Here is a 19030-nt window from a genome sequence, read left to right as displayed (position 1 = left end):
CCGATAAAACAACGCCCAAAACCGCAGTTAGCTGTTATTTGATGAAAAATAACACATTGAAATTATTGAGCTAATTCTTGTAAATTGATGCTCATGCCCAAATAGGCCAAAATCACAGGTTGAGCATCGACTTCTAAGCGTTTGGCCTGTTGCTTACCAAAAGACCACGCAAGCAAGGCACCAACGGCCGCAAAGCCCATGGCACCGAGGTTAGGATTAAACTCAAGCAACTGGCCTAAAAATTGGCCTAACGCCGCGCCAACAAACAAACCAAACAGCGGCATTAAATAGATTAATGCCGCAGCTTTGAGGATCACGCTCTCGGGAAGTCCTAATTTGAGTAACTCACCCGCCTCGCAGCGGCGCTCACTCTGAATCGAAAATTGCTGGGTTTTCGAGGAAAAAGCCTGAGCCACAGCAGAAGTCCCGCAAGACTCACTGTTACTGCAGCTCTTGCAGGTACTCTTAAGTTCGACTTCAACCGTCAACCAGCCTTTGCTATCACTGGCGACGACTCGAGCAATTTCTTCCATCATAATCGGCGTCCTATTCTAGCGTCAGACTTTTAGCAATGCGTGTTAGAGTTTCTGTCGGCACTTTACCCACAGCAACCACTTCGGCATTACCCACTTTTTCTGAGACTAACGACAAACCATTACGGGTGATTAACTCCTCAGGCAATGGACTTGTACTTGCTCTCGCAACATAAACGGAGATACTCGCTAGCCCATCAGTTAGTGCTATGTATTCCACCGCCTCATGGCTACCAATCAATCTATGGTGATCACGCACGACCACAGTAAAACCTGCGGGTAACCAAGCAAATTGCCAGTTTTGACCGTCTTGGCGCTCGGCTTGATCGATAACTGCAGGCCATTCTTGCTTATAGGCTTCTTGCAAAATGGCTGGCGGCTCGCTGAATTCGATGAGTTCAATCACCATGATCTGCTCAAGCAATTGCTTATCTTGAGTCAGCATGTCGTATCGCAGCGGCAGATAGGTTTCCATATCGAGCCAAATTTGAAAGCCATAACGGAATTCATCATTGGGCAATAGGCGGATCATTTGCCCCGGACGACCAGCAATACGGGTGCGACCACCAAGCACAAACTGATAACCCACTTCTAAATCCGCCATATTGGCAGAAAAAGCGGCTGGCCAAACACCTTGGATATGATTAGAAACAATACTGTATGCAGGCTCGTCGTGCTCAATAAAGGTGACACGATTGCCGACACGCACAGCATTTTTAGGTGGACCGTTAAGGTATTCTAGAAAGGCAACTTCTTGATTATTCACCTTACCGTGCAGGTAAACCAAAGGCCGAATATGATCGGCCTGAAGTTGAATAATCGATGCTTTAAACTCTTTCTCTCGTAAGGCCTGACTCATTTTCTCGAGCCAGACTTTGGCAGGCATATCTTCCTGCGCCATCGCAGGAAAGACCAAGGCTAATAAAGCCAACAGGATTAGACGCAAGCTAACTCCTCGTTATTGATTGACCGGAACGGGTACGACCTCGGTATTGTCCTCTACAACCGCACCGGTATTCAATCGTTGTTGCAACATATGATCTTGAATATAAGTATTAATTCGGCGACGCTGCTCGTTCACCTGATCATTGGTATAACCTTGATTCTGTTGAACTGGACCCGTTTGTAGGCTCACAGGTGATGCGCTACCAATCAGCGGTCTGGTAATCAATACGGGCGAAGGTGACGCGGCATCATCGGCGCTCTGATTGTAATTCTGCACACCGACAATCGCAAACATAGCAACCGTCGCAGCAATGGCATATTGGCCAAATTGCTTAAACAAAGGTACGACGCGGTTTTGCTGCGCATTGGCGGCAATTTGCGGGGTTACAGGTGCAGCAACCTTAGACGCATGATGCTTAGGCGCAACTATCGCTGGCTCAAGCTCAATGGCGGCGGCAATGCTAGCAGAGAGATCTAACACAATATTCTGCGGCAACTCGCCACGCATGGCATCGCCTATCATATGATAGTTATGCCATTTATCATGTGAATGTGTATCAGCAGATAACTCTGCCATGGTCTGCGCATCAGTCTCTCCATCGACTGCGGCAGATACCCATTCTTGACCTAATTTATCCATTTTTCACCTGTCTAAATATAAGGGTTTCTTAAAATAAGAATTTAGGCTTCCAGCAACGGCTGGAGCTTTTTATCGATTGCCTCTCGAGCTCGGAAGATACGCGATCTTACGGTCCCTACGGGGCAATCCATGACTATGGCAATGTCTTCGTAACTCATACCATCAAGTTCACGCAACGAGATGGCCATTCGTAATTCTTCTGGCAGCGTTTCTAAGGTATCGAAAATCACTTTTTTGATTTCTTCCGATAACAATAGCCGTTCTGGGGAGGCGAACTCCTTCAGCGCATCACTGCCTTCATAATATTCGGCATCTTCTGCATCAACATCATTAGCGGGCGTTCTGCGCCCCTGTGATACGAGATAATTCTTCGCAGTGTTTACTGCGATGCGGTACAACCAAGTATAAAATGCACTTTCACCGCGAAAGTTTGGCAAAGCTCGATAAGCTTTGATAAACGCTTCCTGTGCGACATCGGCAACGTCCGCTTGGTTCCGTACATAACGGGATATCAAGCTAATGACTTTACTTTGATATTTAAGCACTAACAGGTTAAAAGCGTTTTTATCACCTTGTTGTACGCGCTCAACTAATTGTTGATCACTTAATTGTCCACTCATCCGAGCCGACTTCTCCTAAATCTAAAATGCTGATTTCTCAGTCGCTCGAATCATATTCACTTATGTAGACTCGCGTACTTTGAAAAAGTTCTAAAAAATATACAAAAAAAGTAAGGTTAAAAGGAAAGTACCCATAATCCGTGAGTTGGTTTACCATAGTTGGCACTCTTCAGTCACATCATGATACCCGATGAAACAAGTAGTTGAACACCAATCTGACATATTAGTCATAGGTAGCGGTGCCGCAGGTCTGACACTAGCTTTGCATCTTGCTGAAAAAGCAAAAGTAATTCTGCTTTCAAAAGGCCCACTCTCGGAAGGGTCGACTTACTACGCCCAGGGCGGTATCGCCTCCGTCTTCGACGAAAGTGACACTATCGAATCCCATGTTGCAGACACATTAATCGCAGGTGCGGGTTTATGCGACAAAGACGTCGTCACTTTTACCGCTGAAAATGCTAAGAGTGCGATGCAATGGCTTATCGAATGTGGCGTCGCCTTCGATAAAGAAGAAACCACTGACGGTAATGCAAAAGACGCACCTTACCATTTAACCCGTGAAGGCGGCCATAGCCACAGACGTATTCTGCACGCTGCCGATGCCACAGGCAAAGAAGTGCAAACGACACTGCAAGAACGCGCACTCGCCCACCCCAATATTCAAGTTTTAGAACGCTATAACGCCATCGACCTCATCACCACCCGTAAGTTAAATCGCCCAGGTAATCGTGTGTTAGGCGCTTATGTGTGGAATCGCAACGAAGAACACGTCGAAACCGTTAAGGCCAAGTTTGTTGCGTTAGCGACAGGCGGTAGCTCTAAGGTTTATCAATATACTTCAAACCCCGATGTTGCTAGCGGCGATGGTATTGCCATGGCATGGCGTGCAGGTTGCCGCGTGGCGAATATGGAGTTCAACCAATTCCATCCAACATGTTTGTACCATGCCGATGCGCGCAACTTCTTACTCACTGAAGCCCTGCGTGGTGAAGGTGCGTACCTGCGTCGTCCAGACGGCAGCCGTTTTATGCCGGACTTTGATGAACGCGCTGAACTCGCCCCCCGTGACATTGTTGCCCGCGCTATCGACTATGAGATGAAACGTCTGGGTGCCGATTGTGTGTATCTGGATATCAGCCATAAAGATGCTGACTTTGTGATGAAGCATTTCCCGACCATCTATAGCCGCTGCTTAGAGCTGGGAATTGATATCACTAAAGATGCAATCCCTGTGGTCCCTGCCGCGCACTATACCTGTGGTGGTGTGATGACAGATATGCACGGTCAAACCGATCTCAATGGCCTCTATGCCATTGGTGAAGTGGCCTATACCGGCCTACATGGTGCGAATCGTCTGGCGAGTAACTCGCTACTCGAATGTTTAGTGTTTGCCCGTGCGGCGTCACATGATATAGAGAGCCAGCTGTATAAAATTCAAATGCCGGGACAAATTCCCGCATGGGATGAAAGCAAAGTCTCTAACTCGGACGAAGAAGTAGTCATCGCCCATAACTGGCACGAACTGCGGTTATTCATGTGGGACTACGTCGGGATTGTGCGCTCGGATAAACGTCTGGAGCGTGCACTGCGCCGCTGCCTGATGTTACAGCAAGAAATTCAGGAGTATTACAGTAACTTCAGAGTCAGCAATAACTTGCTCGAATTACGTAACTTAGTGCAAGTGGCCGAGTTGATTATTCGCTGTGCCATGGAACGTAAAGAAAGCCGTGGTCTGCATTTTAATATCGATCACCCAGAGAAATTAGACGCGCCGCGCCCAACAATTTTACTACCAGAAAAGTAACCGCTTAAGTTCTTATGTGCTTAGGCTCTTATATACTTAAGTTCTTATGTGACTTAATGATAAACAGACTAAATCTCAGTATGTGGTTTAGTCTGTTGTATTTTAGCCCGCAGCAACAGCCGACATAAATGCCGATAGTCAGTATCGTCTAGCATATCCGCCCAAACCATCAAGAGCCGCAACTGAGTATCCACTTCGATATACATCAAGCAAACAAAGGGGGTCACCCAAGTTCGCTTTAATACCTGAAAATGCTCACCCGTTGACAAACGTCCCTCGCCTTTATCACTAAGCACAAAATCTAAACGCCAATGCTGCAGTCGCCACATCTGTGATAGCAAGAAAACCCAAACTAGCAGGATAAACAGATATTTAAGCAGGGATAAGGCGAGATTGTCGCTTTGAGGCCAGAGCAAAAATGAGCTAGAACAGACACAAATAAAAACGACCAACGAGAGTCGTTGGTCGAAGGAGGCTTTTACACTAAAACTATGGTGCCGGTCTTCCACGGACTTTCACTACCATGCGCGCAAGCTCAGCATCAGGGCACACTTCATGGCCCATAAACCATGCAAACAATTCTGGATCTTCACATTCCAACAAACGGATAAACACGGTTTTATCCTCATCGGACATTTCTTGATAGAAATTTTCAACAAAAGGTTGAAACAAAACGTCTAATTCCAGCATCCCGCGGCGACATGCCCAGCGAACCCTTGCTATGTTCATTAATTCCAAGGTATTTCTCCCAACACAGATTTGGCATTAGTCTATCAGTTCAGTGACTAAAGTGTCGATTAACCCTTCACATTGGCTCACAAAATTAGCATTGTTGGACTTGCATATCGCGTCCCGCAAAGAGATCGCTGAAATCTGTGTCCAACAAGCGCTTTACCGCAGGATGTTGGATCATACGTTCGGCAAACATCACATGGTATTCCTCTTTCACATCCGTGGTTTCACCGAGCAAATTCATCCCATGGGAAATCACTTCTTGGCGATAAATCGACGGCGTGACAAAAATCCCCCGTTTAAGGTAACCAAAGGCCTTCATCATGGCCGCATCATCGAACTCACCCAAGATACTGACTTTAAGATTTTGTTCGTCAAACCAGCGATATAACTGCTGTCCAAGTGAGGTTCTGCGGCCGGGGATTAATAGCTGGCCTTGCTCTAAACAGGCGGGAAAATCAGCACTATAAGTATCAGCGGAGAAAAAACTCACACCACACTCGCCCAACTTTTTAGATAATATTTCGGGATACTTCAGTGATTCACCAGCACAATCGGAGAGGATCATATCCAGTTTATGCTCACGCAAACGCGCCATCAGGCTTTCGTGGGTAGCCTCATAGCAGGCTAAATGCATAGAGCTGTCATTGGGGACGACGGATAACAAAACACGGCTGACTAAGGCTTTAGACAAAGCATCGGCGATACCCACTTCGAAAAGCATGGCATCATCTTTTTGATAGTTAAGTAAATCGAGCATTTCGTAGCTAAGACTAAACATCTTATCGGCGTAGCGAAATACTAACTCACCTAGCTCAGTTGCTTCCAGTGTCCGCCCTACTCGCTTGAATAAACTGCCATTCAACCTGTCTTCTAGGGCACGAATTTGCCCCGTTATCGTTTGCGGCGTTAAACAGAGGGCTTCGGCCGCCTTAGCAACCGAGCCCTTTTTCTTAATCATCCAAAAATAATACAGGTGGTTGTAATTCAAGTGCAGCATGCTCATCCAGTGTGAATCGTCCCTCATACGCCCAAGGCGCAGAGGGATTATAAATCTATTGTTTTAAATCAGTTTATTGCAAACGCTGGCAATCAAGCAAGTTAGTGACTATGCCTTGTAATTGCTCCAAATCAGTCGCATTACCCAGACTTACCGCTTCAGTGACACCTGACACTAAAACATGACGTTCAGGGATACGTTCAGCGCAATAGGTCCGATTCGCCTCTTGGAAACGTTTACCACCGCGATATTTAAGCGCCCTTGATTCATAACCATTGGTTTCTAATCTCGCCCCTAAGGAATCAGATTTAAACATCAGAGCGCCATCCACTATCCCTTCAAGATAGCTTTGGCAGGTCTTCGAGTTCGCATCCTGATTACAGGCCGATATTTGCGATGCCGTCGCGGTTGTCGATAGACATAAGAGTGTTGCTATTCCCATTAATTTCAACTTTATCATAGTTATACTCCTTTATTAGGTAACACTTTTGATAACCAGAAATACCCGACTAACGCCGCCATAATCGAACCGATTAAGGTTCCTAGGCGTGCTAAGTCACCGTACATAGGGTCTGCATGTTCAAAGGCTAACGACGCAATAAACATAGACATAGTAAAACCAATACCGCACATGGCCGCGACTGGGGCAATTTGCTTCCAACCTACGCCATCGGGTAACTGAGCCAATTTAAGTTTCACCGCAATATAGCTAAACACCATCACACCAATGGGCTTACCTAACATCAGGCCCAGTGCAATACCGACAGGTACCGGAGAAATTAACGTCTCCAAATTCATATTGCCGACATAAACACCCGCATTGGCGAAAGCGAACACTGGCAGAATGAAGAAGGTGCTCCAAGGGTGCAAACTGTGCTCTAAGCCTTCTGAAGGTGAGCTGCCATCCTTTGCCCGTAATGGAATGCAGAAAGCGATGATGACGCCAGCCAGAGTCGCATGCACTCCAGACTTAAGTACGGCGACCCAAAGGATTAATCCTAAGATGCCATAGGGTAAAAGTGAGGTAACCCCTTTGCGGTTTAACCCAACCAAGCCCGCAATTGCTAAACTGGCAATCACTAAACTGATGGTTGATAGGTCGGTGCTGTAAAACAGCGCGATAATCACTATGACACCTAAGTCATCGATAATCGCTAAAGCAAGTAAGAAGACTTTCAGTGAAACGGGAACGCGGCTCCCAAGCAGCGCCATAATACCTAAAGCAAACGCAATATCCGTCGCGGCAGGAATCGCCCAGCCCGCTTGTGTGACCGGATCGCCATAGTTAAACAGTAAGTACACCCCAGCAGGGACTAACATGCCGCCAATGGCTGCAAAGGTAGGCAGAGAGGCTTGAGCTACACTCGATAAGGCGCCTTCGAGTAACTCACGTTTAACTTCTAAACCAATAAGCAAAAAGAATACGGCCATCAGGCCATCGTTGATCCACAGAATTAACGGCTTATGAATATCGAGCTCGCCAATTTTAACTTGTACGTCAGTGCCTAAAAAGCCTTGATAAAGTCCAGATAAAGGGGAATTGGCCATCAGCATAGCTAAGGCAACAGCAACCAATAATAGGATACCGCCAGCCGATTCTTGGCTCAGAAAATTTCTAATTGCTTTTTCCATCGTGCACTCCTAAAAATCATAATGAATTGAGTGTAGACGAATTGTAACAACAAATATAATCGTAAGTTTCGACCTAACACCTCGGTTATTCCGAGGTATTGGTCGAAAAAATGCACGTTACACGGCGACAGGTGCTTTGATATGGGGATGTGGAGCGTAGTTTGTTAGCTCAAAATCATCGAATTGATAATCAAAAATTGATTCAGGTCTACGTAAAATCGTCATGGTCGGCAATGGCATTGGCTCACGACTTAACTGCAATGCCGTTTGCTCCATATGGTTTGAATATAAATGGGTATCACCCCCCGTCCACACAAAATCACCTAAGGCCAAGTCACATTGCTGGGCCACCATCATAGTTAACAAAGCATAACTGGCGATGTTAAATGGCAAACCTAGAAACACATCACAGCTGCGCTGATACAGCTGACAAGATAATTTGCCATCAGCCACATAGAACTGGAAAAACGCATGGCACGGCGCCAAGGCCATTTTATCCAGCTCGCCCACGTTCCACGCAGAAACGATAAGGCGGCGAGAGTCAGGCTGAGATTTTATCTGGGCAATTACTTGTGAAATCTGATCGATAGCATCGCCACTTTGGGTTGGCCAGCTGCGCCACTGGGCACCATAAACCGGTCCTAAATCGCCATTATCATCGGCCCATTCATCCCAAATGCTGACCTTGTTTTCGCGTAAATAGGCAACGTTAGTTTCACCCTTCAGGAACCACAGCAATTCGTGGATGATAGAGCGCATGTGGCATTTCTTGGTGCTTACCAAAGGAAAGCCTTTGCTCAAATCGAAGCGCATTTGATAGCCAAATACTGAGCGAGTCCCCGTACCTGTGCGATCCGATTTATCCACACCTTCGGCTAAGATGTGCTTCATTAAGTCTAAATACTGTTTCATTGCTGCTTACCTTGCTTACGAAAAATCAAGTACAAACCGATTAACACCATAGGGATAGACAGTATCTGCCCCATGGTCATCAATCCCCAGTAGAGTCCCAACTGTGCATCGGGTTGTCTCACCGTTTCAACCATAATACGGAAAATACCGTAACCGACTAAGAACATACCAGAGACGGCACCGACTTTATCGGTACGTTTACTAAACCAGTAAAGTAATAGGAATAGCGCCACACCTTCAAGTGCAAATTGGTACAACTGAGAAGGATGACGCGGATCGGGTCCTCCTGTTGGAAACACCATACCCCATGGCACGTCTGTGGTTCGGCCCCAGAGTTCACCATTAATAAAGTTACCAATACGCCCTGCGCCTAAACCGATAGGCACCACAGGTGCCACCATATCGGCGACCGCAAAGAAGGTGCGCTTTTGTTTCCAGGCGATATAAATCATCGCCGTAATTACGCCCATCAAACCGCCGTGGAAGGACATGCCGCCTTCTGAGATTTTAAACAAATACATAGGGCTGGCGAGGAAATAATCGAAATGATAAAAAAGCACATAACCGACACGCCCGCCCAATATCACCCCAAGAAAACCATAAAAGAGTAAATCTGAAACTTGCTCCCGCGACCATACTCCATTGGAGCGGTCGGCTTGACGGTTCAACAACCACATTGCCGCGACAAATCCGACTAAATAGGTAAAACCATACCAACGCAGCGCAGGTTCAAAGCTTTGTCCAAACAGATTAAACGGTCCAAATGATACGATCACGGGATCGATATTGGGGAAACTCAACGCCATAACACATCCATTAGCAGCCTCAAACAGAGGTAAATATAAAAACTAGGTCAGAATTAACTTAAGGCCGACACACAGAAGTAACAGTGCAAATATCTTTTTAAGTACCGATGTTGGCCAAGTGCTCGCCGCTTTTACGCCCACAGGCGCCATCAAGACAGAAGTGATCACTAAACCAAACAAGGCGGGTAAATAGATAAAACCTAAGGTGCCATAAGGTAACTCGGGCGCATTAAAGCCCGCGATGATATAACCTAAACTGCCCGATAGGGAGATCAACAAGCCCGTCGCCGCCGAAAACCCAACGGCGTAACGCATCTGCAGACCAAAGAAGGTTAAAAACGGCACTAACAATACCCCGCCGCCGATACCCATCAGTCCTGCGATCATCGCAACTAACGCCGCCACAACAAATAATATCGGCGCGCTGGGTAGCTCACGATTCGATTCAGCTTTAAAGGGATACGCCATCTGAATTGACATCAACACCACAAATATCGCAAAGCCCTGCTGCAAAGCGGCAGCGGAGATACGTTCGGCAATAAAACCAGAGGTTAATGCCCCAAGAATAATCCCAGGCAACATCGTCTTGAATAAATCCCAAGGAATGTTTCCACGCTTATGGTGCGCTCGCGTCGATGAGATAGAAGTGAGAATAATGGCCGCCAGCGAAGTCGCAATCGCAATATGGGGTAACTGTGCAGAACTAATACCGACCGAGGGCAGAATATAAAGCAGTGCAGGCACTACAATCAAACCGCCACCGATACCTAATAACCCTGCCATAAAGCCGACAAATGCGCCTAATGCTAAGCAAATAAAAAACACCGACAACAAACTATCCACACGAGTACCTACAGCGTGATAAATTGAGGGCCTTAGCTTAAAGCAAAAGACGACATTAGTTAATTAAGAATTGTTGAGAGACCTTGCTGGTTCAAATATTCTTTAACCAGCTCGCGCACTTGGAAGCCGTTTGATAGGCTCAAGGCTTGAGCAAGCAATTGATCCAAATCGGCCCGCGCGACACGGCGCAATAGATAATTGATCCGCGCTAAACTACCCTGATTCATACTCAATTGATCGTATCCCATGGCCACCAACAAAATGGCGCCCATAGGCTCGCCCGCTAACTCGCCACAAATACTGATATCAAGCTTATGATATCGACAATCTAAGTGAGCCTGATGCAAAGCCCGCAGTATTCCCGGATGATAACTGTCAAATAACGAGCTCACCCGCGGATTATTACGGTCAACCGCAAGCAAATACTGGGTTAAGTCATTACTGCCAACGGAGACAAAATCCACCCGTTTTGCCACATCATCCAATTGATACAACATAGCCGGCACTTCAAGCATAATGCCGATGCGTGGCATCACTATGTTGCTGTTTACATCGTTTTTAAGTTCGACATAGGCTTGCTGCAGATATTCTAAGGATTGATCGATTTCATCTAAGTTACTGACCATGGGCAGTAAAATACTTAATTGCTTACCATCGCCACCCGCCTGCAACATGGCCCGTAACTGTACCAAAAATAGCTCAGGATGATCCAGCGACAAACGGATCCCACGCCAACCGAGGAAAGGATTGTCTTCTTTAATCGGGAAATACGGCAAAGGTTTATCACCGCCAACATCCAAAGTGCGCATCACCACAGGTCGACCAGAGGCCGCCGACAAGACCTGTTGATACACTTTCACTTGCTCAGATTCACTCGGGAAACGTTGTTGCAGCATAAAAGGGATTTCGGTGCGATATAGTCCAATCCCGTCGGCACCTTCGGCAATTTCAGAAGCCACGCCGCTGAGTAATCCCGCATTTAAATACAAACGAATACGTGAGCCATCTAAGGTCACAGAAGGCAGTGCTAATTCTTGAGCATACTGGCGTTGCAGCGCTTTTTGCGCCGAAATTAAGCTGCGATACTCACCAACAATCGCCGGTGATGGCGACACCAATAGCTGGCCACGGCTGGCGTTCACCACTAAGAGTTTTTGATCAATATTGGCGGATAACAGTTGTTCTACACCGGTAATGGCCGGCACACCTAAGGCGCGGGCTAAAATAGCGGCATGGGAGTTTACGCCGCCAAGCTCAGTGACAATCCCCGCAAGTTTCTGCCTTGGGAACTCAGCCAGCATAGTCGCATCGGCTTCGCGGGTAATTAAAATGACAGGTTTATCGGGTTCAAGCTCTAAACGCTCTGGTTCAATCAGCTGGCGCAATACTTTTTGGCCTAAGTCGCGGATATCGCTTGCCCGCTCCTTAAGATAAGGATCTTCCATCGCCAAAAATTGCTGAATATAACGCAAGGACACTCGGCTCACCGCCGATTCAGCGGCCCAACCTAATTGCACCTCGCGGGCATACTCTCCGCCTAAACTGGCGTCATCAAGTAATAGCTGTAATGCATTGAAAATAGAGACGACTTCGTCATCTTGCTCGCGGTCAAACCGCTGAGACAAAGCGCCAATCGCTTCTTTACAACGCACCATAGCCGTCGTTAAACGGCTCGATTCATAGGTAATATCGTCAGAGCGCACGTCGGGCTGCTCAAGGGGGATTTCTCCACCGAGCACAAAGGCATACGCAATGGCAATACCGTTTGACGCCGACGTACCTTGAAATAGAATTTGTTGATGATGGGAACTGACTTGGGCTTTTTGTTTTAAGCCGCGCACCGCCATCGCTAACTGGGCGGCGAGCGTCATCAGGAAGGCTTCTTCGCCTTCACTGAATTGGCGCGCACTCGCCTGCTGAACCACTATCACCCCGACCACGGCTTTCTGGTAGATGATAGGTACGGCTAGAAAGGCGCGGTATTCTTCTTCGGCGACTTCAGGGAAAAGTTTGAATCGAGGATGAAGCCGTGCATCCGCTAAGTTAACCGCCTCTTCTCGCTGGGCAGCGAGTCCCACTAAACCTTCAGTCAGCGGCATACGTACCCGACCAACGGCGCTTTTTTCAAGACCGTCGGTTGCAGATAACACCAGCTCTTGCTCTTCTAGGATATAGATGGAGCAACATTGGGTTTCCATCGCCGCTTTAGTCGATGAGACTAAGACTTCTAATGCGGTTTCCAAACTGTGGGCAGATGCCACAGCCTGAGTAATATCCCTAAGCGTATTTAACACTGTTTTCAATCCTCTTTTGAAAATCAGCCCGTTGTTTTTTGTCTTCCCCGCTTCCTAGGTATTTCTAGGGTCTGGAATGACAATGCCGTTACCGCAAACTCTTTCATCACCTTACGATAAACATCACGCTTAAATGACACGACTTGCCGCACAGGATACCAATAACTTACCCAGCGCCAATCGTCAAATTCAGGATGCCCAGAGGAACTTAAATTAATCGCACTATCTTGGCTTTTCAGTTGTAACAGAAACCACTTTTGTTTTTGCCCAATACACACAGGTTTACTGTCTTGTCTGACTAAACGCTTTGGCAAACGATAGCGTAACCAAGAACGGGTCGAGGTTAGGATATGCACGTGTTCGGGTCTTAGGCCCACTTCTTCATATAACTCACGGTACATTGCCTCTTCTGCTGTCTCGCCATCATCGACACCACCTTGAGGAAATTGCCATGAGTGTTGACCGAAGCGTCTGGCCCACATGACTTGGCCATATCTGTTACAAATTATAATGCCCACATTTGCGCGAAAGCCGTCGCTATCAATCACATGGACTCCAAATCACATTAAATTTTAATAAACTGATTGTTTCATAAAGCTAGTCTCTCAGCAAACCTCTATTTCACCCTAGGTCTTGGATAAAATCACACTTAAAAGACATTTATCAACAAAGCTAGGGGATGAAATGCGGGGATATCCACATTTTCTGTGGATATCTCTGTTTGAAACTCAGGTAAACTTGTTATAACGCTCAAAAAACATCTATTTAGCGCCATTTGATTAATTTAGAGTTAAAAATTTATCTAAAACAAATTCAATAACTTGAATGATAACTATAATTTATTAATGGCAAAAAAAGCAATAAAGCTCATTATTTAACCAGCCAGAGCTATTTCTATGGTTCTCACGATATTACTCAACTTTATACACAAATAGTGTCCACAACTGTCCACAAAAGCCGGAATAAATGCCCTTTATTCGCATTGACTTAGGGTTTTCATTAGGTTAAGGGACGCATTTTACTGAGTTATCCATAATATCTGTGGATAAGTATGTGGGGAACGCAAGGGAAAGCAGAGAGTAACTTTGAACACTTTTTTGCAAAACGGGGGGTAACTCGGATATGAAATTTAAAATCAGTTACTTAGAATAAAAACATTCGGTACAAGTTTACTCAAATTGCACAGCTTATTTTTTAACCACCATTGCTAAACGGTTATTTTTAAGTAAAATCCAGCCATGAATCGAATTATTCCCCCCGAAAATCTCCCTGAGCTACTCGAACGCGCCCATATGATGGCTGGCGTGAGTTTGGCGCAAATTGCCGCCCAAAGAGGCCTAAGTGTCCCCAAGGATCTTAAGCGGGATAAAGGCTGGGTCGGCCAATTAATCGAAATGGAACTGGGCGCGACGGCGGGGTCGAAACCCGAGCAAGATTTTCTGCATTTAGGTGTTGAGCTTAAAACTATCCCCATCGATTCACAGGGACGACCATTGGAGACCACTTATGTCTGTGTGGCGCCGCTGTCGAATATCCAAGGGTTAACCTGGCAAAACAGCTTAGTCTGCCATAAGTTACAGCGCGTCCTTTGGGTACCCGTTGAAGGTGAGCGGCATATTCCTGTGGGAGAGCGCCGTATTGGCACCCCGATATTGTGGGAGCCTGATCCACAGGAGTTGCAATTACTGCAACAGGATTGGGAAGAGATCATGGAGCTTATCGCCCTCGGCAAAGTCGAAAAACTCACCGCACGCCACGGCGAAGTACTGCAATTACGTCCCAAAGCCGCCAACAGTAAAGCATTAACGCAAAGCATTGCCGAAGATGGCAGCCTCAAAATGACCAACCCTAGGGGTTTTTATTTAAAGACCAGTTTCACCGCCATGATACTTAATAAGGTTTTTGGTTAATATTTAGTGACGATATAGACTTAGATTGATCCAGATCACAAATTTCACTGGCACTAAGGTGACTCTTTTCTATAAACTACGGCATTCTGAAATCACAGCCGTATTCGGATACCCATCACGCAGTGAGAGCACGTAGACAAGCGAAAAAACTCCTTTTTGCGATTTTAGCTTGGGCGATTGCCATGGCTGCATTCGTGTTTTTTCGATATGCCCAATCACCAGAACTGCCCCAATGGGCGGTAGGTTCGGCTGATCTCGCGACACTTGCTATCTATATGGGGATAATTTTTGGCAGCCTGCATTGGATGTCGAACGTTATTGCTGATTTCAGTGCTATCAATCGCCTCCCCTATGTGTTTTCTGTCATCTTTAAAGGCTTGTTTTTATTACTGGGTGCGACAACATTAGCTTACATGACCCAATTTTTGAATATGTGGGCCATCGAAAATCACATGTCGACCCTAAGACAAATGCTGACGGCGCACATTCTCTACAGTCCTTCATTCCAAGCATTAATCGTCTATCTGGTGGTCGTGCGGGTCAGTTTAGCCTTCGTCGAGCAAATGGCGCTGTTAGTCGGCCCACGTATTCTGCTCAACATTGGCCTCGGTAAATACCATAAGCCAAGGTACGAGCAGCGATTATTCCTTTACTTAGACATGGTCGCCTCGACCACACACGCCGAATCACTTGGGGATTACCGTTTTAGTCGCTTGATCCAAGATAGCTTTAGTTTGCTGTCGGATACTGTGACCAACAACGAAGCCGAGATTTATCGCTATATGGGCGATGCCGTGTTGATCCACTGGCCTTTAGAAGAAGGGATAGTCCACGACCGCTGCATGAATATCTATTTTGAATTTAGTCAGCAACTTAATTGGCAAAGACGTTACTTTGAAGAACACTATGGCTTTGTGCCTAAGTTTAAAGCGGCGGCCCATTGTGGCCAAGTCGTAGCAGCGGTTGTTGGCGTGCAGAAACAAGAGATTAGCTTCTTTAGTGATGTACTCAATACGCTAGCGAGACTACAAGATCAGTGTAATCCCTTAGGGCAACGCATGTTGATCTCGGGCGCACTCGCGGGACGTTTAGATAATCCCAACACGCAATATCACCTATCGAATCTAGGCCCAGTCAAACTCAAAGGGAAACAACACTCCATCGAAGTGTTTGGCGTTTCCCCACTCTAATTTCTCATCATATTTAAGCGTTGAGTTGCATTAACACTTTTTGCAGTGACACTTTGTGCTGTTGCAGCAAGCTTATTGTTCTTCTTTCGTTAATAACTTTTGGATCATTAAACCTAAGGTGCGGAAGGTTAAAATCCGACTGGTCGTTTGACGCCAGACAAGGCCGATATCACGGTAAGGCGCTTCACCCGGCGGCGTCATCACCACCAAATCAGTGTCATTCAAAATACCCGCATCGATTGCCATTTGCGGCAGGAATGTGGTGCCCAGCTTACTGTTCACCATCTGCACTAAGGTATGCAAACTGGTGGCAGCAAACGGATTCACTTTCGCGCTATCCCCAAGCTGACAGGCAGTGATGGCATGCCCCGTAATGCAATGCTCGCTTTGCAGCAGGAAAATACTCTCGTCTGGTAAGGCTTGGTAATCGATCGGCTGATGGATTTCTCCGGCTAAATCCTTATGGATCACCATTTTGAATGGATCTTTACCCACTTTCATACTGTGATAACCGCTGGTATCCACAGGCAAAGCAAGGATCAATAAATCCAGCTCACCCTTACCTAAGGCATCCAGCAAACGCTCAGTGGTATCTTCTTTCAGTAATAAACTCATCGCTGGATAAGATTGCTGGCATTGACGAATAACACGGCTCAATAGGAAAGGCGCAATCGTAGGAATACACCCTAAACGTATATCGCCTGTCATCGGCTCGCCTTGGTTTTTCACCAATTCAACCAAATCATCCACATCGGTGAGAATTTTACGGGCGCGCTGCACCACTTCTTCACCAATAGCGGTAAACATAAACGACTTATGGTCTCGCTCAATCAACTGATGCCCTAACTGCTCTTCTAAGTTTTGGATCCCACTCGAAAGCGTCGATTGGCTGACAAAACACACCTTAGCCGCGCGGTTAAAATTCTGCTCTTGATGGAGATTCACCAAATAGAATAAGTTTTTTAAGCTAGGTAAACTTTTCATTTTTTCGATTGCCATTAAGGTTATGAATTAAGAAATTAAATCTACTCTAGCATAACTGAAAGCCAATAACGCGGCATTAGATTTCAAGAGTGTGAGCCGAATCGATATTCAACCGATTAGCTGTAAAACTTAAGTGGGAGTAACAAATAAAGAGGAGAAAAGCACTCGCGGGGAAACGTAAAAGGCAACAAACTCAGCCGTCAAACTAACGCAATATCTAACGCAATCATTCACTCAATCGGGCGCAACAACAGATGTTATTGCTGCGCCTTAGCGTATCGATATCTTATGCTTTAGCTTGGAGGAATAACTTTAACTGTTGTAGATCCGCACTCGCATGTTCGACGATCTCAGCAACCCAAGCGCCGTGTTCAGCATCCCATCGAGGCTCTTCACCATGTTGTAATAACTGGGCGATTTGCTGAATGCGTTTTAAACCTACCGAACCTGCGGCACCTTTAAATTTATGCGCTTCTGAACATAAGGTATCTCTATCTGCAGCGTCGTTAGCCTTCACTAGATTTCCTACATATTCAGGCATTAACTGCTCAAATAACACCACACTCTTTAGTAAAGTACCGGCACCAATGGCGCTACAGTACTGTTCGAGAGTATTGAGATCTAGGATTACTTCTAATTCAACTGTGGCCATGAGGCCTCCCTTAAGTGGTCCAATGCTTAAAACGAATTTATCACATGATACCCACTAAAATTGTCTGTGCAACTTATAGCGATATCCATGGTCAAATTCAGATTAAAATTAACAAAAAACAAACTAATAGTCGTAAGTAAACACTTACAAAATAATAGCGACGACATAGCATTTAAGGAGGAAATGTATCCCACTAACTTGCCTCTATCGTTGCGCTAATACGTGCCCTTGTCCACCATAAAGCTGTAAATTATCCACAATTGCCACCAATCCATCCCATCGATAGGCACACCAATCTGGTGCTAATAGCATAGGTTTTTTTGCATAAGCGGTGACGCGGTGGAAAATCACTTCCGCGGGGGTATGGCGGATCATCTCGCCTACACTGCGAGCATAATCTTCAAGACTCAGTAAAGGTAAGCGCCCACTTCGCCACGCCTTGGCCATAGTGCTACCTTCGACGACATGCAAAGGATGCAGCTTCAAGCCATCAACGCCCTGCTGCAATACCGCGGCTAAGGTCGCCATATAATCGCTATGGGTTTCATCGGGTAAGCCAAGAATAAGATGAGTACACACCTTAAGACCGCGAGCTCTCGCCCTAGATACTGTGTCACAATAACAGGCGAAATCATGGCCGCGATTGATCTTGCGCAGCGTTTCATCTTTAGCGGTTTGCAACCCAAGTTCTAACCACACATCAACACCGTTTGCCTGATAACTTGCCAGTAAATCCAGTACATTATCTGGCACACAATCGGGGCGAGTTCCTACACACAAACCCACTATCTCGCCATCTTTTACGGCTTCATCATACTTAGCCATTAACACCTGATACTCATCATAAGTGCTAGTGTAAGCCTGAAAATACGCTATAAATTTATCGGCTTGCGCCTGAGGTTTCGCCTCACGATAACGACTCTTACCCTGTTCGAGCTGCTCGGTAATACTCAGCACATCAGCAGTTTGGTGGCTAAATGACGCCACATTGCAGAAAGTACAACCTCCACGCCCCAAGGTGCCATCACGGTTGGGGCAAGTAAACTTGGCATCTATGGTGAGTTTTCGCAGTCGCGTACCATATCGCGCCTTGCAAACGGCACCAAAGGTGTTCACATATGCATCAAGCCCCATCAGAGCACCCACCAAATTTCATATCGCTTCATTGAGAATAACCAAGATAAAATCACAAATAGAAAAGAAAATACGTGAACAAATAGAAGAAAAAGCTTAGTGTAAACAAGGTTGCGAGAGGTTTCTTGGCGCTACATCAAATTCCCGCCTGACCCATACCCTTATTGTCAGAAATGTGCGCATCCTCAAATTAACGCGCTTACCATTGAGATATTGCTCACATCAAAATGAATAATAATTCAACAATTTTAATTTTTTATTTATTTACTGTGTTTGCAATAAAAATCACTATTTCTAAATCAAAAACAATCCCGCTAACATGTTACATTTGAGTAAACCTATAGTTTCCTCATTTTTAAAATTCTTTTTATTCATAATGTTATACAGCACTTTTTACTG

General features: G+C 45.9%; 20 protein-coding genes. 3 read left to right on the top strand and 17 right to left on the bottom strand.

All coding sequences use genetic code 11. The annotated features are described in order from the left end of the window. Positions 1-62: 62 nt before the first annotated feature. The 4 genes from FW758_RS00165 to rpoE are packed head-to-tail and all read right to left on the bottom strand — an operon-like array spanning position 63 to position 2738. Entirely contained in the window at positions 63-536 is a 474-nt protein-coding gene (locus FW758_RS00165; protein ID WP_107402366.1) for a SoxR reducing system RseC family protein, read from the bottom strand. A 10-nt stretch (positions 537-546) separates the two neighbouring features. Continuing rightward, the gene (locus tag FW758_RS00160; RefSeq protein ID WP_006080775.1) at positions 547-1479 is read right to left on the bottom strand and encodes a MucB/RseB C-terminal domain-containing protein; all 933 of its coding nucleotides are present in this window, start codon (positions 1477-1479) and stop codon (positions 547-549) included. A gap of 12 nt (positions 1480-1491) precedes the next feature. Then, positions 1492-2118, bottom strand: coding sequence for a sigma-E factor negative regulatory protein (locus FW758_RS00155; protein ID WP_006080774.1), 627 nt, complete (start codon positions 2116-2118; stop codon positions 1492-1494). A gap of 41 nt (positions 2119-2159) precedes the next feature. Then, positions 2160-2738: an RNA polymerase sigma factor RpoE gene (gene rpoE / locus FW758_RS00150; protein WP_006080773.1), complete on the bottom strand. Its 579-nt coding sequence runs from the start codon at positions 2736-2738 to the stop codon at positions 2160-2162. A gap of 190 nt (positions 2739-2928) precedes the next feature. Between rpoE and nadB the strand changes: the two genes are divergently transcribed. Continuing rightward, positions 2929-4542, top strand: a complete 1614-nt coding sequence (nadB, locus tag FW758_RS00145; protein ID WP_006080772.1) for an L-aspartate oxidase — start codon at positions 2929-2931, stop codon at positions 4540-4542. A gap of 68 nt (positions 4543-4610) precedes the next feature. Here the strand turns inward: nadB and FW758_RS00140 are convergent, their stop codons facing one another. The 10 genes from FW758_RS00140 to rppH form a co-directional block, all read right to left on the bottom strand. Continuing rightward, positions 4611-5051 carry a protein YgfX gene (locus FW758_RS00140; protein ID WP_446444325.1) on the bottom strand — a complete coding sequence of 147 codons (441 nt, stop codon included), beginning with the start codon at positions 5049-5051 and terminating at the stop codon, positions 4611-4613. Further along, positions 5032-5280, bottom strand: coding sequence for an FAD assembly factor SdhE (locus FW758_RS00135; RefSeq protein ID WP_006080770.1), 249 nt, complete (start codon positions 5278-5280; stop codon positions 5032-5034). The genes FW758_RS00140 and FW758_RS00135 overlap by 20 nt, the downstream gene beginning before the upstream one ends. Before the next feature lie 85 nt (positions 5281-5365). Further along, positions 5366-6274 carry a transcriptional activator NhaR gene (nhaR, locus tag FW758_RS00130; protein ID WP_006085064.1) on the bottom strand — a complete coding sequence of 303 codons (909 nt, stop codon included), beginning with the start codon at positions 6272-6274 and terminating at the stop codon, positions 5366-5368. A gap of 73 nt (positions 6275-6347) precedes the next feature. Continuing rightward, positions 6348-6734 carry a hypothetical protein gene (locus FW758_RS00125; RefSeq protein WP_446444324.1) on the bottom strand — a complete coding sequence of 129 codons (387 nt, stop codon included), beginning with the start codon at positions 6732-6734 and terminating at the stop codon, positions 6348-6350. Between the two features lie 2 nt (positions 6735-6736). Next, a complete protein-coding gene (gene nhaA / locus FW758_RS00120; RefSeq protein ID WP_006080767.1) occupies positions 6737-7906 on the bottom strand; it encodes a Na+/H+ antiporter NhaA in 1170 nt (389 codons plus the stop codon). 117 nt (positions 7907-8023) lie between these two features. Further along, on the bottom strand, positions 8024-8818 hold the full coding sequence (thyA, locus tag FW758_RS00115; protein ID WP_006085062.1) for a thymidylate synthase: 795 nt from the start codon (positions 8816-8818) through the stop codon (positions 8024-8026). Continuing rightward, positions 8815-9624 carry a prolipoprotein diacylglyceryl transferase gene (gene lgt, locus FW758_RS00110; RefSeq protein ID WP_446444323.1) on the bottom strand — a complete coding sequence of 270 codons (810 nt, stop codon included), beginning with the start codon at positions 9622-9624 and terminating at the stop codon, positions 8815-8817. Before lgt ends, thyA begins: the two co-directional genes overlap by 4 nt. A gap of 42 nt (positions 9625-9666) precedes the next feature. Further along, positions 9667-10467, bottom strand: a complete 801-nt coding sequence (locus FW758_RS00105; protein WP_006080764.1) for a sulfite exporter TauE/SafE family protein — start codon at positions 10465-10467, stop codon at positions 9667-9669. 59 nt (positions 10468-10526) lie between these two features. Then, positions 10527-12761: a phosphoenolpyruvate--protein phosphotransferase gene (gene ptsP, locus FW758_RS00100; protein WP_261271900.1), complete on the bottom strand. Its 2235-nt coding sequence runs from the start codon at positions 12759-12761 to the stop codon at positions 10527-10529. A 23-nt stretch (positions 12762-12784) separates the two neighbouring features. Next, entirely contained in the window at positions 12785-13309 is a 525-nt protein-coding gene (gene rppH / locus FW758_RS00095) for an RNA pyrophosphohydrolase (protein ID WP_006080762.1), read from the bottom strand. Between the two features lie 690 nt (positions 13310-13999). On the opposite strand from rppH, the gene mutH reads away from it, so the two are divergent. Beyond that, positions 14000-14671, top strand: coding sequence for a DNA mismatch repair endonuclease MutH (gene mutH / locus FW758_RS00090; protein WP_107402370.1), 672 nt, complete (start codon positions 14000-14002; stop codon positions 14669-14671). A 122-nt stretch (positions 14672-14793) separates the two neighbouring features. Beyond that, complete coding sequence (locus tag FW758_RS00085) at positions 14794-15861, top strand: adenylate/guanylate cyclase domain-containing protein (protein WP_006080760.1); 1068 nt, start codon at positions 14794-14796, stop codon at positions 15859-15861. Positions 15862-15933: 72 nt separating this feature from the next. Here FW758_RS00085 and oxyR read toward each other — a convergent pair whose 3' ends face one another. The 3 genes from oxyR to FW758_RS00070 form a co-directional block, all read right to left on the bottom strand. After that, positions 15934-16845, bottom strand: coding sequence for a hydrogen peroxide-inducible genes transcriptional activator OxyR (oxyR, locus tag FW758_RS00080; protein WP_087486463.1), 912 nt, complete (start codon positions 16843-16845; stop codon positions 15934-15936). A 286-nt stretch (positions 16846-17131) separates the two neighbouring features. After that, complete coding sequence (locus tag FW758_RS00075) at positions 17132-17497, bottom strand: Hpt domain-containing protein (RefSeq protein ID WP_006080758.1); 366 nt, start codon at positions 17495-17497, stop codon at positions 17132-17134. Between the two features lie 204 nt (positions 17498-17701). After that, complete coding sequence (locus tag FW758_RS00070) at positions 17702-18631, bottom strand: TIGR01212 family radical SAM protein (RefSeq protein ID WP_259558737.1); 930 nt, start codon at positions 18629-18631, stop codon at positions 17702-17704. Positions 18632-19030 lie beyond the last annotated feature (399 nt).

This window comes from Shewanella sp. 1180_01 (genome assembly GCF_052850535.1).
Note: the sequence above shows the minus strand (reverse complement) of the source record. Positions and strands in the feature narration are given on the sequence as shown.

Excerpts from the sequence above, each read along its gene's own strand:
- FW758_RS00165 (WP_107402366.1), bottom strand. The coding sequence starts at position 536 with ATGATGGAAGAAATTGCTCGAGTCGTCGCCAGTGATAGCAAAGGCTGG.
- FW758_RS00155 (WP_006080774.1), bottom strand. The coding sequence starts at position 2,118 with ATGGATAAATTAGGTCAAGAATGGGTATCTGCCGCAGTCGATGGAGAG.
- rpoE (WP_006080773.1), bottom strand. The coding sequence starts at position 2,738 with ATGAGTGGACAATTAAGTGATCAACAATTAGTTGAGCGCGTACAACAA.
- nadB (WP_006080772.1), top strand. The coding sequence starts at position 2,929 with ATGAAACAAGTAGTTGAACACCAATCTGACATATTAGTCATAGGTAGC.
- nhaR (WP_006085064.1), bottom strand. The coding sequence starts at position 6,274 with ATGCTGCACTTGAATTACAACCACCTGTATTATTTTTGGATGATTAAG.
- FW758_RS00125 (WP_446444324.1), bottom strand. The coding sequence starts at position 6,734 with ATGATAAAGTTGAAATTAATGGGAATAGCAACACTCTTATGTCTATCG.
- nhaA (WP_006080767.1), bottom strand. The coding sequence starts at position 7,906 with ATGGAAAAAGCAATTAGAAATTTTCTGAGCCAAGAATCGGCTGGCGGT.
- thyA (WP_006085062.1), bottom strand. The coding sequence starts at position 8,818 with ATGAAACAGTATTTAGACTTAATGAAGCACATCTTAGCCGAAGGTGTG.
- lgt (WP_446444323.1), bottom strand. The coding sequence starts at position 9,624 with ATGGCGTTGAGTTTCCCCAATATCGATCCCGTGATCGTATCATTTGGA.
- mutH (WP_107402370.1), top strand. The coding sequence starts at position 14,000 with ATGAATCGAATTATTCCCCCCGAAAATCTCCCTGAGCTACTCGAACGC.
- oxyR (WP_087486463.1), bottom strand. The coding sequence starts at position 16,845 with ATGAAAAGTTTACCTAGCTTAAAAAACTTATTCTATTTGGTGAATCTC.
- FW758_RS00075 (WP_006080758.1), bottom strand. The coding sequence starts at position 17,497 with ATGGCCACAGTTGAATTAGAAGTAATCCTAGATCTCAATACTCTCGAA.
- FW758_RS00070 (WP_259558737.1), bottom strand. The coding sequence starts at position 18,631 with ATGGGGCTTGATGCATATGTGAACACCTTTGGTGCCGTTTGCAAGGCG.